Genomic DNA, 13,802 nt, shown 5'->3' on the forward strand with positions numbered 1-13,802 from the left:
ATCTTTCTTCGGCACTTTAACCCTCTTTTGACTGCGAAATCAAAGAGTTAGATTACTATAATCCGGTTAAAGTGCCCCTGTATTTGGGGTAGAGCCAAAAATTTAAACATTTAGCGTATTAATATCAATTGTGCGTAAAATGATCTTATGGTAGCTTTAGCGTCTTTTAAAATCAGTTGTTGCGCTAAAATTCATGGAAAGAGTAAAATTAAAAATAAGAAAGGATTTAATATTTTACATATTTTTTATATTTCTCTATTTCCCACAACAATTATTCGCAACTAGTGATAATAATCAAATGGTTATCTTTGGTGATAGCTATTCTGACAATGGTAATACTTTTAAAAAATCCTTTAACACTTATCCTGGCCGTGCTTATTCATTAGGGCGATTTACGAATGGTCCAACCTGGTCGGAGTATTTAGCTATGAAATTGGGCATCGATAATATGGATATTACAGCATATAGAAATTATGCCTATGGCCAAGCTCAGCTATTGGGTCAAATAGAGCTTTTGACTCATGATGAAGAGAAAGAATGGTCCTTCACTGTTCCCGAACTGTCATCACAAATCGATGAGTATCTCAAGGATAAATATAAACCCCCATAATTCTTTATTCTTTGTCTTTATTGGAACTAATGATGTGTTGAATTACAAACCAATTAGTAAAGAAGAAAATAAAGCTTTTATTAGCAATTTATTACATCACTTAAAACAACAAATTAATCGCTTAAAGGAAATTGGTGCAAATAGAATTATTTTATTTAAATTGCGTGATTTAAAACGTTTTCCTCTATCGAAACAACTGGCTGATGAATATCAAAATAACTATCTGAATACTTTAGATGAGATGATTGAACAATTTAATCTAGGAATATTGAATCTTTATCAAAATGATAAGATTGTCCGTATATATGATACTTATGCTTTTGATTACAAGGTTTATTCTTCACTTAAAAAGTATAAATGGAGGGGGCAGAAACTATATCTTTATGAGAAAGAGAATGCTTGTTATCTCCATGGTGGTAATTATATAGATTATATTCATGATAAGTATTGCTTCTCCCCGTGGTCTCATTGGTTTTTTGATCGGATTCATCCAACAACCTATGTCGATTTTCTAATGAGTGAAGATGTTTATTTCTTTTTAGCTAAAACAAATTTGGTTCATTAATATGAAGTTATCTCAAGCATTAAAACACTACGATCTGATCGTTGAGAATGGCCCCTTAGGTACACGTTTAAAATATGACTACGGTTATACAGGCAATGATTTCTCTAAAGATAGTCCAGGTAGAAAAATATTAACTGAATTATATAAAGGAGATATAGCCATCGCACGTGAATATAATACCCCCATCATTATAAATGCTGCGACTTTTCGCACTAGCCGTAATCATCTTGCCACTAACGGTCTTATTGATTTTGAGCAAATTAAAAAAATTAATTTAAATAACCTACAAGTTATAATTGATTTGAAAGAAGAGGTGAAAAGTGACGTAACTGTGATTCTTGGTGCGCCATTGGGCTCGATGTTTGATGCTTACAGTGTGGAAAATAAACCCAGTGTTGAAGAGGCTTACAATTATCATAAAGAACAAATTACTCTCTTTAAAAGCATACCGGTTGATTTTATTAATGTAGTTACTCTACCAACTCTTTCAGAGGCGACAGGAATAGCTCAAGCATGTGATGAATCGGGGATGGAATATACAATCGGATTTATTTTGGGAATCGATGGGAAATTACTAGATGGTACTACTCTTAATGATGCTATTGCGGAAATAGATAGCAGAACCAATCGCAAGCCTCTTGGTTATTTAGTTACCTGCACTCACTCGTCGGTTATTGAACTATTAGAAAGCAATTCCAAAAATATGGATAGATTAATGGGATTGCAAGCAAACGGTTCTTGTTTGTCACCTACGGAGTTAGCAAAATTAAACAAGCCAGTTGCAGATGATCCAGAACAATTCTCTCAGGAATTAAAGGAATTAAAAGATAAGTTGAACTTAAAAATACTTGGTGGATGTTGTGGTACTACTAAAGAGCATCTCTCCCACATTATACAGGCTTCTCAATATGAGAGTCGTTTTGTGCTTTCATAAGAGGGAAATATTATGTCGAATACCTGTATCTTAGTATTAGGAGCAAATCAATTTCAAAGAGAAAGATCTTTAATCGGTATCGAAAAAGCGACAAATGCAACGGTTATTACAGTTGCTCCTAATGCGCCTTTCCATGAGAATAAATATCCTTCCAAAGTTATTCGTTCTAGTGAAACGAATCCTGATGTGCTACTCCAAGACGTGCAAAATTACTTACATAAAAGCAAAATGCATTTAATTGGTGTAATACCATTAAATGACTTTGTACTAAATTCTGGATTCGTTATTGCACAGTTTTATAAATTGCCATACCACAGCGCTGAAACAATTATAAACTGCCGATATAAAAATAAGCTTAAACAAGTTTTAGCAAATGCAAATTTACCAGTAGTTAAGAGTTATGAAATTTCTTCTTTTAAAGATGCCGAGACAATGGCTCAAAAATTAGGCTACCCAGTCGTTATAAAACCTATTAATTTTGGTGGTAGTGGGGGAGTAAAAAAAGTTGCCAATACTGAAGAACTGAGAATAGCTTATAATGAAACACTTCAACATTTAGCTCAATATGCTAAAAAGTACGATTCTGAACCAGATAAACTGGTTATGGAACCTTATATTTCTCGAGAAAAAGAAGTTTCAGTTGAAGTCTTAAATACGCCAACTAAGCAATATTTAGTCGGTATTACTGATAAGTATCTAAGTAAGGAGCCGTACTTCTCAGAAGTAGGTCATTTTGTTCCTTCAGCCCTTATGTTTGATGAAGGAAAAAGAAATTTATTGTTTGAATTAGCTAGAATGGCTTGTAAAGCACTTCAGATAAAATTTGGGCTTGCGCATGTAGAAATTAAAACTAACAAAGAGGGTGACCCTATTATTATAGAAGTGGGGGCACGTCCTGCTGGTGATGGGATAATGGATCTTTATGAAAAATCGACCAAATATAACTTTTATAAAGCTCATTGTGAATCCTACCTGGGTAATTTTTCAGAGGATTCACTCCCTAAAAATTTTGAATACTCTTCTGCTGTTGCTTATTTTCATCCAATGGAAGGCGTTGTAGATTCGATTAATTATGAAATCTCAAGTGAGAAATTAAAGGACGTAGATATTATTAAGACCAATGTTTATAAAGGACAATTGATTAAATGCGCTCAAAATTGGTCAACAAGATATGGATATGTTGAATTTACCTTCACTGATGAAACTGCAAATGATTTTGACCTAATTGCTAAAACCAAAATAATATCTGACAGCCTTTTTAAAATAAGGAATTTATGTGAAGAACATTGATGGAGCATATTTTTATCTAAGTGTGTTATTTTTATTTAAATTGGCTGTTGGTGGCATTCTTTTAATTACAAGTTGGGATGCGCTGTCTTTATCAGATGATTCCTTACTAAACATTTGTTTGCTGATGGCTTTAAGTTTTTTTCCAGCGACTTTTTCGCGTACTGTTTTTAAAAAGCTTAAAAAATTTTCCTTGAAGCAACAAGTTAGAATAAATTTTACAACTACATTTGTACTCTTAGGATTGGAATATTTCTTTTTAGTTGCGAAATCACCTATAGTTTTTATAGTCAATTTTTTATTATGGATTAGCATCTTTTTAATTGAGATAGTTTTTGAAAAATGGTTTGTCGGATTGTCTCATCTTTTTTCGATAAATGAAGCTCGGAGATTAAGTGGTATCTCCACTACGGTCGGACAAATAGGGTTGATTATTGGCCCTCTTTTAATGATATTGATAAAACCATTTTCTGCTTCATTACCCTATATATTTTGTATGGTAATTTTATTAATTCCAGCAACCATTTCATTGTTTTTAAATATTAATTTTCAAAATGAAAATGAAAAAAATGGTCGTGAATTAAAAAATAATCCATCGATTATTTATACAATCGCTCTTTCTCTTATCTGGCCAACAATAGTGATTTTTAACATTACTGCTCCATTATTAGCAAAGAATCAATTTGATTCAATTAATATTGCGGCCATTATGGAATTTCTTATTGCTTTAGCTATGGCGGCAATAGGGTTCTGCCATATTCTAACGATAGATTATATGAGCCATTTCAAAAGAATAATTTATGTCTCTATAATTTTATTTTGTTCCGCCACTTCAATTTTTTTGTTTCCTAATTCTTTAAAAATTATTTTTATTTCCACATTCTTTATTGGATTGAGTTTCGGATATTTACGCATAGAGTTAAGGGCATTTTTATCACAAAAATTTTCTTCGGAAGATGCCGGAGAAATTGTCGCTCGAGCTAATAGTTGGAGTGGTCCATTAGTTTTAATTTATTGTTTACTATATTATTTTGATAGTACCTTAAGAAGTTATCATCAAATTAGTATTGTCTTCCCACTTAGCTTCATTGTAGGAGCTAGTATCATATCTTTTTTATTGATTTCTGACACAGAGGCAATGAAGGAAAATGTTTAATGAATTGTTCAACACAACAAATTAATTTGCCGGATTTTAAAATTAGCAGTGGGGAAACCTTGGTAGAGCCAAAAGCAACATTTACAATTTATGGTGATTTTACTATTTCTAAGCCATGTGCATTAATTTTTCATGGATTCTCTAGCTCTTCCGAATTACATTCTTGGTGGGAAAAATTTAATTTTAGTGAGATGGTTCGGCATTTTAATATAATCTGTATTAATTCATTATCTTCTTCTCATGGAACTACTGGTCCTGAGTCTATGAACCCAAAAACTCAGAAACCATATTTTGATACATTTCCTGAAGTTACTATACAAGATACTGTTGATTTTGCTATGCATACTTTAATGCATCTTGAAATAAATCATTTAGATTTGGTACTTGGTTGTTCTTTAGGTGGCATGCAAGCTTTAGATATGTATTTGCGATATCCAGAAATTGCAAAAAAATATATTTCTGTTGCAGGTGTTCCTGTTCCTTACATGACAAAACTTACTAATCTTGCTCAGGCCATGTTGATTGATAATGCTCGTCATTCTGGATCAAAAGAGGAATTAGAATCTGCTTTAGGATTTTCACGCTTTTTCTTTCGATTATCTTGTACGAATGAAAAGGCTTTAACCTTCTTAGAGCAAAAATGTCAAATCGATAAAAGCTTCTCTTCTTCTCTTTTGGATTATTTTATTCAAGACAACAAGAGATTTCAAAAAGAATTTTCTCCATATTCAAATAGTATTATTCTTAAAATGATTGCAAACTTTAAATTAGATATTAGGGAACCTGATGTGAAATTTAAATCTGAATTGACGATTGTTTCGATAGCAGATGACATCTTTACTCCAGAAGAGAATGTTAAATTGACCTATGAAAATCTATTAAAACAAAAACATAATGTGGCTTATAGGCATTTCATGACGGATTTTGGTCATGAGGCATGGATTGTTGATGGAAAAAGGTTTTATGAATTTATTAAAAGCGATTTGTATAGTTAGTTGTTTCTTTATATCTGTTAGTTCTTATTCTATGGCGAATAAAATATGTGTTAATTCAACAGCAAATTATAGAATGTTTGGTTCAGTTCGATGGTCTGATTTTTTAAATACCTCTTTTATCATGGCATTTGAAGATGAAAAGTTTTCAAATTTTATTATTGAAAGCGCTAATAATGAATCTCAGTTATTGAAACAGATAAGCAAGGTAACTGAGAACCAATGTACAATTATATTAGGATTATTTACAAGTCAGGATTGTTTGATGACAGGTAATATATTGAAGAAAAATAAGGCTATCGCATTATCTCCAAGTTGTTCAAATGAACAGATTAGAAAATTTTATCCTCATATTTACTCAATGACCCCTGAACAATTAAATTATTCCAAAGCCGTTGCGAGTTTTATTAATAAAGATGCTGAGGTAGGGACGGTTTATGCCTTCTACCAACCATCAGATATTTACAGCAGAGATGGGCTCAAGCATTTTATTAACAACATGGAGAAAAAAATTATTTCTGTTGAAGTAAAGACAAATGGAAATTTTGATTTAACAGGTCTTAAAAATAAACAACATGAAAAAACATACTATGTTTTTTTTACTTACCCACTACCTTCTACACAGATTATTTCAAAATTGGATCGCAACAAGTTGATTGATAAGGATAAAATTATTATTGGCGCATCTTCTTGGATATATCAATTATCAGTGTTCTATCCTATTAAATCAATTTTAAAAAAAACAGAGCGGCTTCTCACACCCAATTTAATTGATAAAAATAAAGTAACGCATTCTAGTTTCACATCAAAATTTGAAAAAAAATTTCATAGAAAACCTGACGTTGTTGAAATATTAACTTACGATGCAACTAGACTATCTATTGAATGTTATCGCTATGCTAAATCTCATAATAATTCAAAGTCGGATTTCTTAAAATGCTTACAAAATGGCCCTCACAAAGGTATTTCAGGGGAAACATATTTTTCAAAAAAATCTCCTTTCGCTCAGAGAGAGGTTTACATCGATAATATGATGGATAAATTATAACAATGGGCATTCAAAAATTTTTTTATGAGACTACAATTGTATTGACTATAATAACTTTGTTTGTCGTTATATTTAATTCTATTCAGGTGCAGCGAAGTGCCGCGCTTCGACTTCAGGGAATCGAAGAACAATACCTTAATGCCACTTTTGAAATTTATCAAAATCAACTTATTGGGGATATCCTTATAGGTGATAATAATATTATTTCTTCCTTCATACAGGAAATCAGTGAAATTCGAAATGTTGGAGTTACATTAGTCTATGATAACAAAACTCTATCAGCTGGTTTGATAGATAAGAATAATCCTGGTGCCTCATATACCCTCAATATAGATAATAAAAAAAAAGCGTCATTAAAATTATTTTTACCTCAAAATAAAAGTAAATTTGATATTTTTTATGAATCAGTTTTTCCCATTTTTCTTGAGCTAATTATACTTTGTATTGGCATTTATTTTTTATTAAAACGACTAAAGCAAAGTTTTATCTCACCACTAAATGAGCTTGTATTAAATTTAGGGCCTGGAAAAATTGAAGGGTTTGAACCTCATGTTAAATCTGTTTATGAAATAAAACAGCTTTGTACAACTTTAAAAAAAATGAATATAGATGTTAAAAAGAATGCTTCTTATGAAGCAGAAGTACGTGCAGCTAAACAAGTAGCTCATGATATTAGGAGCCCTCTTGCTAGTTTAAATTTATTATTGTCGGCTGCTACAGCTCTACCAGAAAAACAGAGAGTTCTTATGCGAACCTCAATTCAAAGAATCACCGACATTGCTAATGTATTACAAAAAAAAGCTGATAACGAAGAAAATAAAAATGATAGAACCTCAGATTTTGAAAACGTCATGGTCGTTACTCTTGTTGAACTCTTAGTGACAGAAATAAGGGTTCAGTTAGGTATTGACACAAATATAAGTATTGATTTAGCAGTAGATAAGGCTTATGGATTGTTTTCAGTGATAAAAGTTTCTGAATTTAATAGAGTGCTGTCCAACCTAATTAATAACTCATTGGAATCTTTTGATGAGTTTAACCACAATATAAAAATTTCAATACATTCAGAAAATAATTATGTCATAGTTATTATTGAAGATGATGGCAAAGGTATTTCGGAAAGTATCTTAGATAAAGTTGGAACATATGGATTCACATTTGGCAAAGCATCTTCCAAAACATCTGGAAATGGATTGGGGGTTTATCACGCTATAAATACAATTAATTCTTTTGGTGGTAATTTTATTATTGAGTCTGAATTGAATATTGGTACGAAAGTTACTATAAAACTTCCTCAGTCTCCACCACCTAGTTGGTTTGTTAATCACATTCGCGTTAGTACACTAAAAAAAGTTATTATTCTTGATGATGATCCTTCTATTCATTCATTATGGAAAGAACGTTTGGCAATCTTTTCTAATCCAGATTTGATGGTTGAGTATTTTATAGAGCCATCTGAAATGAAATCATATTTACAATCATATTTAATAAACGCTACCGGCAACTTTCTAGTATTACTTGATTATGAATTTGTTGGTAATTCTTTAAATGGATTAGATATTATAGAAAAATTTAGGATAAATGATTATTCCATTTTAGTCACAAGCCACTTTGATGATAAAAATATTCAAAATAAAGCAAAATCATTAGGTGTTGGAATTATTCCTAAAACTATAGTCCCTTTTGTTCCAATATATTAATTGGCTGGGATTATATTTCGTGCACTCTCAGTTAGGTAATTTTTAGGGTAAATAAATATCTATAAATTTGAATTTATATTATTCCCTAAGTAAATTATTTCAACAATAAATATTGTGCAAAAATCAATAATGTTTGTAGAGATCGTAATTTTTTTATTATTGATTTCACCTTCAAGCTCATCTTCATTAAGATAAGTTAGATAATATAATGAAGATTTATTACCTTGAATAAAACATAAGGTTTTGCAAAAATGCTTTAAATGTTCTTTTGTAGCCTCATAAGTGAGTAATGTTGATTGCGCAGGAATTTGTGGTGCATATTCATTAGTAGAAATTTTATAGGGGTAAGTTGGGTTATTTTTTGTCTAATTTCCTCTAAGTAACTCATTGAACTACCTGTGAGTTCTTTTTTGGAAGAATCGATTTTTATCGTACAAGGGGCATTCTGTTCTAAAAAGAGATTAGGATCGCATATAATCCCTTCTAGATTTAATTTATGAACAAGCCTTTCAGCGATTTTAGGACCAATTTTTATTCTTTCTATTTCAATTGATTTTAATGTCCCAGATCGAATAATGCCATCCTCACAAAATGTTTGTTGATTCTGCTTAAGAAGCTTCTGCCTTATAAATTTAACTCTCTTTGCAGGCGAAAGATTTATTAAAATATTTGAGATTTCCTGATTATTCATATTCTATAAATTGTTTCGATTGAGGATTATATTGCCAGAAAGATATTTGTTTATTTTTTTTCTAAAGCCCTTTTTTTGGGGAATTAATCAATTGGGTATCCCCTGAATTTACTCTCAACTATTAGGTATATGCATGTTAATTATTTTTGGCGGACTCCCGGGGACAGGAAAAACAACCTTATCAAAACAAATTGCTAAACAATTAAATGCAGTTTATCTACGAATTGATACAGTGGAACAAGTTTTAAAAAAATTTTCTGGTTTTGCGGAAAATTGGGTTGGGCCTGAAGGGTATGTGGTATGTTATGCGCTTGCATTGGATAACCTAAAGTTAGGGCTTCCTGTAGTGGCTGATTCAGTCAACCCCATTGCTATTACACGCAATGATTGGCGAAAAGTGGCGATGGATGCAAACGCACCTTTTATTGAAATCGAGCTAGTTTGTTCAGATATCAAAGAGCATCAACGGCGCATTGAAACCCGGGAAGCCGATATACCAGGACACAAGTTACCTAACTGGATTGATGTATTAAATCGAGATTATGAGCCATGGCAATCAAAATCAATGACATTAGACACCTCTAAGTATTCTATTGAGGAATCAGTGGAGCTCATTAGGGATTTTATTAGGTCAAAAATTTGAGTGAATCTTAAGTAAAAATCACCATGACTATTGATGACAAAAAACAGCGTGATGTGAAGCAACAACTCAATGAATGCCTTGATGTGCTGACAAAGGTTTTAGGCACCGATCTTTTAGGCGTTTATCTTTATGGTTCTTTCCTTGTAGGCGGTTTACAAAAATACAGTGATATAGATTTATTTGTTGTAACCAATCGTGCCACAACCTCAGATGAAAAGAGGGTGCTGATTACCCATCTTCTTCAAATATCAGGCATTTATATGAAAAGTACAAAGCCACCACTAGAAATGACTCTTGTAGAAAAGAAGGCTATCAATCCGTGGCATTATCCTCCTCTTTTTGATTTTCAATACGGTGAGTGGCTACGTCAATCATTTGAAAGGGGAAATGTTGAACCATGGCCGAGTCGTGAAATGCCTGATCTTGCCCTGATTATTACACAAGTGTTATTGAAGAGTCACACCTTGTTCGGATTAAAACCTGAACGATTATTAGCCCTCGTCCCCTATAGTGATTTTATAAAAGCAATGCTGCATGATCTTGAGAGGCTTTCAGCCGATCTTAATGAGGATACTCGAAATGTGCTACTGACCTATGCGCGAATTTGGAGTACGTTAGTGACGAATGAGATTAGATCCAAACCCGATGCAGCGGATTGGGTAATGCAGTATTTACCTAAAATGTACCTACCCGTGATAAACAGAGCTAAATCGATATGTATTGGTGGGGAAGATGACTATTGGGATGATATCAATGTGCTTGTAAAATCCTGTGCGGATTTTATGTTAAGTAAAATTAATGAACAAAAGTTATCAATAAATGTCAAAGATCCTTACAAGTTAATCCAATTAGCATAAATACCATTTGATAGATGGCTCTTAGTAAGATCCTGAGTGCGCGCGCTGATTTCTCCAAACCAATGCTATGCTTAATTAGGTTATTAAAATTTTTAATTACAGAGAAGCTATGACGATAATTCGCAAGAGTGATTTTATTCAGAGTATCGCGGATGCGTTTCAGTATATTTCTTATTATCATTCCCTTGATTTCATACAAGCAATGCATCAAGCCTATGAGAAAGAGCAATCTTTGCGCGCCAAAAATGCAATTGCTCAGATATTATTAAATTCGCGAATGGCAGCAGAAGGCAGACGTCCCATCTGCCAGGATACTGGGGTAGCTGTAGTCTTCCTGAGAGTTGGTATGGATGTTCAATGGGATAAGACTGATCAAACCATCACGGAGATGGTGAATGAAGGCGTTAGATTGGCTTATACAAATCCAGTGAATCCCTTACGTGCTTCGGTTGTCAATGAACCATCAGGACAACGCAGAAATACAAAGGATAATACACCTGCCATTGTGCATGTGGAATCTGTTTTAGGGCACACTGTTGAGGTCACTGTCGCTGCAAAAGGATTTGGTTCTGAGGCAAAGGCAAAATTTGCTATTTTAAATCCTTCCGATAGCATTGTTGATTGGGTGCTTGAGCAAATACCGCATATGGGGGCAGGATGGTGTCCTCCCGGCATACTGGGAGTAGGTATTGGCGGCACGGCTGAAAAAGCTATGTTACTTGCCAAAGAGGCGCTGATGGAACCGGTCAATATTCAGCAACTTTTTGAACACAAGCCGCGAAACCATCTGGAGGAGTTACGACTTGAACTTTACGAAAAAATAAATGCGCTGGGAATTGGCGCACAAGGACTCGGTGGTTTAACTACGGCACTTGACGTTAAGATTAGAGAATATCCGACGCATGCTGCCAGTTTGCCTGTTGCTATCATTCCTAATTGTGCTGCCACAAGACATTTATCATTTGTTCTTGATGGAAGTGGACCTGTCGAACTAATGCCGCCTTCCCTGGATTCTTGGCCAAAACTTGATTGGAATACTAACGCTCCACTGCGTAAAGTTAATCTGGATACGTTAACAAAAGCCGAAATAAAAGAGTGGCAATTAGGCGAGACTTTATTGCTATCAGGAAAATTAATTACTGGCCGCGATGCAGCTCACAAAAAAATAGCGATGCTATTAGAGCGTGGAGAACCTTTACCTGAAGGCGTCGACTTGAATAATAAATTTATTTACTATGTAGGTCCAGTACCTTCAGCAGCCAATGAAATTGTGGGGCCCGCAGGTCCTACCACCGCGACGCGTATGGATAAATTCACTGAACTTATGTTATCAAAAACCAATATACTGGGGATGATTGGAAAAGGTGAACGAGGACCAATGGCCATCGATGCAATTAAACGACATCAATCCGTTTCTTTAATTGCTGTGGGTGGTGCTGCTTATTTAATATCAAAAACCATTCGCAAATCACGTATTATTGCCTTTGAAGAATTAGGGATGGAAGCCATGCGTGAATTTGAAATTGTTGATATGCCAGTAACGGTGGCAGTGACAGCTGATGGCCGTTCAATTCATGAAGAAGGGCCTAAAGAATGGCGTATTAAAATTTCTGAAATAAAACGAAACAATAATTAGGAGCTTCTTGATATTGTCACATAAAAAATCGGTGCTTATTTTAATCGCTATTGCCGTTGTGGCAACAGAAAATACCCGATATATTATCGATAGTGGGGACCATTCTTGTTTCTTGGCTGCCCTCATCGCCGTTTCAACCCAATAAGGCAAAATAATAGGACATTGTACTGCCACTAATGCCCAATTTACTGAAAAAACTTGTTCCTTGTATGATCGAGGGTTTGAAAATGAGTATTCACCAGTTCAAGGTATTGCTTTAACAATGCTTTTGCAATTTTATTTTTTCCTGCCACCAACGCTTCATTATGGTGTTGAAAAGTAAGAATATGATCACCAATTTCCATAGCTTCAATTACATTATCTAAACCTCTTGATACTATTTTGATATGCTGTTTATCCCGGCTATTCTTTTTGAAAAAAATAGCTTGGGAATGATTACATTCTGATTTATAGATGTACCCCCCTTTTGCGTGAGCTTGCACCAGTTTTTTACTCTCCTCATCTGCTAATCGTGAATACTTTTCAAATTTTCTTTGCAATAAACGATGCGATTTACTCTCTTTTGCTTTAACGTGAATGATTGATTGTTGATGCGTTGTTACAGGGATGATCTTGGCACCAAAAAAATATCCAATTAATTGATGTCCCCGACATATACCTAGTGTGGGAATATGATTATCGATAGCAAATTGTAAAAGATTTTTTTCAAAACTAAATCGTTGATGATGAGGATTGTGGACAGGGATATCAGGGCCGCCAGGTAAAACAATGCCGTTAATCCTATTGGCATATTCGTTTAAGATAGGATGAGCAAACCCCATTTTAGGATGAATAAGTAAGAGCTCAACCCCTTTCTCGCGTAAAAAATTTAGTAACATATTGGCATAAATAACGCCATCATCATGGCAGTACAACACTAACAACAGTGGCTTATCAGGTATATCCGTATAATGGGTAGAGAAATGGATATCATCCCAGGCAGTATTTACCATTAGTGTTGATTTATCCAGCTTATTATCCTTATAGGATTCGGTATCTATATCTGGTATATCCAATAAAAAAGAGGAGTTGAATTCACACGCTTTAAAATTGACATCTTCTGACAGAAAGTCTTTTAAAATACTATTTGCAAACTTGCAGCGAATAAACCCTACTTCGCTGCAGTCTAAGTCGCTTAGCATCGCTGATTCGAATATAACATTCTCAAATATACAATTCTTAAGTTCTACCGATTCAAACCCTTTACTACTACAGTTTTGAAATTGGCATCCATGAAATTTAGCCTCTTCTATGCACCAGATATCCACGCAGTTAGTAAAGTTAATGGCCGTGAAGTGGCCTTTAACCATTAGAAAAGAAGTCTTAACATTGTCAGGTAATGTAGTGCTATTTAACGCTTTTAGTACTTCATAAAAATTGATGTTTATAAACTCGGAGGTAAACCCTTCAGCATTTAAATTTGTCGTCCAATCAAACTCTTGAAGAGGTTTTGTTTGAGAGAGAAATTTTTTTTGAATAAACGAAACTAATTGTTGTTGCGTAATGGGTTGAGGCATACCACACTTCATAATTTGCCACTTTAATTAATTATAGTTGTTTATAAAAAAACAATTGGCCATGTCCATGGCTTGCTATACCTCATCACTACAGTTAAATCAGCACTAATCTCTTGTTTTCCTTTTA

At 33.7% G+C, this 13,802-nt stretch carries 14 protein-coding genes; 12 read left to right on the top strand and 2 right to left on the bottom strand.

Annotation, left to right across the window (positions count from 1 at the left end; all coding sequences use genetic code 11):
- The first annotated feature begins 193 nt into the window (after window positions 1–193).
- The 8 genes from Ljam_RS15560 to Ljam_RS00040 are packed head-to-tail and all read left to right on the top strand — an operon-like array spanning window position 194 to window position 8,292.
- Window positions 194–610 (top strand): SGNH/GDSL hydrolase family protein, encoded by a 417-nt coding sequence (locus Ljam_RS15560; protein ID WP_058448090.1) that lies wholly within the window; start codon window positions 194–196, stop codon window positions 608–610.
- 34 nt (window positions 611–644) lie between these two features.
- The gene (locus Ljam_RS15565; protein ID WP_058448091.1) at window positions 645–1,175 is read left to right on the top strand and encodes an SGNH/GDSL hydrolase family protein; all 531 of its coding nucleotides are present in this window, start codon (window positions 645–647) and stop codon (window positions 1,173–1,175) included.
- Between the two features lies 1 nt (window position 1,176).
- Window positions 1,177–2,109: a homocysteine S-methyltransferase family protein gene (locus tag Ljam_RS00015; RefSeq protein ID WP_058448092.1), complete on the top strand. Its 933-nt coding sequence runs from the start codon at window positions 1,177–1,179 to the stop codon at window positions 2,107–2,109.
- A gap of 12 nt (window positions 2,110–2,121) precedes the next feature.
- Window positions 2,122–3,399 carry an ATP-grasp domain-containing protein gene (locus Ljam_RS00020; RefSeq protein WP_058448093.1) on the top strand — a complete coding sequence of 426 codons (1,278 nt, stop codon included), beginning with the start codon at window positions 2,122–2,124 and terminating at the stop codon, window positions 3,397–3,399.
- The gene (locus Ljam_RS00025) at window positions 3,386–4,552 is read left to right on the top strand and encodes an MFS transporter (protein WP_058448094.1); all 1,167 of its coding nucleotides are present in this window, start codon (window positions 3,386–3,388) and stop codon (window positions 4,550–4,552) included. Before Ljam_RS00020 ends, Ljam_RS00025 begins: the two co-directional genes overlap by 14 nt.
- Window positions 4,552–5,547 (top strand): alpha/beta fold hydrolase, encoded by a 996-nt coding sequence (locus Ljam_RS00030; RefSeq protein ID WP_058448095.1) that lies wholly within the window; start codon window positions 4,552–4,554, stop codon window positions 5,545–5,547. Before Ljam_RS00025 ends, Ljam_RS00030 begins: the two co-directional genes overlap by 1 nt.
- Window positions 5,501–6,592 carry an ABC transporter substrate-binding protein gene (locus Ljam_RS00035; RefSeq protein WP_058448096.1) on the top strand — a complete coding sequence of 364 codons (1,092 nt, stop codon included), beginning with the start codon at window positions 5,501–5,503 and terminating at the stop codon, window positions 6,590–6,592. The genes Ljam_RS00030 and Ljam_RS00035 overlap by 47 nt, the downstream gene beginning before the upstream one ends.
- Before the next feature lie 2 nt (window positions 6,593–6,594).
- Window positions 6,595–8,292: a sensor histidine kinase gene (locus Ljam_RS00040; RefSeq protein ID WP_058448097.1), complete on the top strand. Its 1,698-nt coding sequence runs from the start codon at window positions 6,595–6,597 to the stop codon at window positions 8,290–8,292.
- A gap of 256 nt (window positions 8,293–8,548) precedes the next feature.
- On the opposite strand, the gene Ljam_RS00045 is transcribed toward Ljam_RS00040, so the two are convergent.
- Window positions 8,549–8,983: a hypothetical protein gene (locus Ljam_RS00045; RefSeq protein WP_058448098.1), complete on the bottom strand. Its 435-nt coding sequence runs from the start codon at window positions 8,981–8,983 to the stop codon at window positions 8,549–8,551.
- A gap of 133 nt (window positions 8,984–9,116) precedes the next feature.
- On the opposite strand from Ljam_RS00045, the gene Ljam_RS00050 reads away from it, so the two are divergent.
- From Ljam_RS00050 to Ljam_RS15570, 4 genes are all read left to right on the top strand, one after another.
- A complete protein-coding gene (locus Ljam_RS00050; protein WP_058448099.1) occupies window positions 9,117–9,626 on the top strand; it encodes a P-loop nucleotide/nucleoside kinase family protein in 510 nt (169 codons plus the stop codon).
- Window positions 9,627–9,649: 23 nt separating this feature from the next.
- Window positions 9,650–10,483, top strand: coding sequence for an aminoglycoside adenylyltransferase family protein (locus tag Ljam_RS00055; RefSeq protein WP_058448100.1), 834 nt, complete (start codon window positions 9,650–9,652; stop codon window positions 10,481–10,483).
- A gap of 109 nt (window positions 10,484–10,592) precedes the next feature.
- The gene (locus Ljam_RS00060) at window positions 10,593–12,119 is read left to right on the top strand and encodes a fumarate hydratase (protein WP_058448101.1); all 1,527 of its coding nucleotides are present in this window, start codon (window positions 10,593–10,595) and stop codon (window positions 12,117–12,119) included.
- A 13-nt stretch (window positions 12,120–12,132) separates the two neighbouring features.
- Window positions 12,133–12,264, top strand: a complete 132-nt coding sequence (locus Ljam_RS15570) for a hypothetical protein (RefSeq protein ID WP_255305188.1) — start codon at window positions 12,133–12,135, stop codon at window positions 12,262–12,264.
- 40 nt (window positions 12,265–12,304) lie between these two features.
- On the opposite strand, the gene Ljam_RS00065 is transcribed toward Ljam_RS15570, so the two are convergent.
- Window positions 12,305–13,675: a glutamine amidotransferase-related protein gene (locus tag Ljam_RS00065; RefSeq protein WP_058448102.1), complete on the bottom strand. Its 1,371-nt coding sequence runs from the start codon at window positions 13,673–13,675 to the stop codon at window positions 12,305–12,307.
- Window positions 13,676–13,802 lie beyond the last annotated feature (127 nt).

Origin of the sequence: Legionella jamestowniensis (genome assembly GCF_001467745.1) — a bacterium.
Classification (GTDB): Bacteria; Pseudomonadota; Gammaproteobacteria; order Legionellales; family Legionellaceae; genus Tatlockia; species Tatlockia jamestowniensis.

What these genes read in the sequence shown, in the direction of transcription:
- Ljam_RS00055 (WP_058448100.1), top strand. Translation starts at nt 9,650, where the DNA reads ATGACTATTGATGACAAAAAACAGCGTGATGTGAAGCAACAACTCAAT.
- Ljam_RS00040 (WP_058448097.1), top strand. Translation starts at nt 6,595, where the DNA reads ATGGGCATTCAAAAATTTTTTTATGAGACTACAATTGTATTGACTATA.
- Ljam_RS00065 (WP_058448102.1), bottom strand. Translation starts at nt 13,675, where the DNA reads ATGCCTCAACCCATTACGCAACAACAATTAGTTTCGTTTATTCAAAAA.
- Ljam_RS00050 (WP_058448099.1), top strand. Translation starts at nt 9,117, where the DNA reads ATGTTAATTATTTTTGGCGGACTCCCGGGGACAGGAAAAACAACCTTA.
- Ljam_RS00015 (WP_058448092.1), top strand. Translation starts at nt 1,177, where the DNA reads ATGAAGTTATCTCAAGCATTAAAACACTACGATCTGATCGTTGAGAAT.
- Ljam_RS00045 (WP_058448098.1), bottom strand. Translation starts at nt 8,983, where the DNA reads ATGAATAATCAGGAAATCTCAAATATTTTAATAAATCTTTCGCCTGCA.
- Ljam_RS15560 (WP_058448090.1), top strand. Translation starts at nt 194, where the DNA reads ATGGAAAGAGTAAAATTAAAAATAAGAAAGGATTTAATATTTTACATA.
- Ljam_RS00030 (WP_058448095.1), top strand. Translation starts at nt 4,552, where the DNA reads ATGAATTGTTCAACACAACAAATTAATTTGCCGGATTTTAAAATTAGC.
- Ljam_RS00035 (WP_058448096.1), top strand. Translation starts at nt 5,501, where the DNA reads ATGGAAAAAGGTTTTATGAATTTATTAAAAGCGATTTGTATAGTTAGT.
- Ljam_RS00020 (WP_058448093.1), top strand. Translation starts at nt 2,122, where the DNA reads ATGTCGAATACCTGTATCTTAGTATTAGGAGCAAATCAATTTCAAAGA.
- Ljam_RS00060 (WP_058448101.1), top strand. Translation starts at nt 10,593, where the DNA reads ATGACGATAATTCGCAAGAGTGATTTTATTCAGAGTATCGCGGATGCG.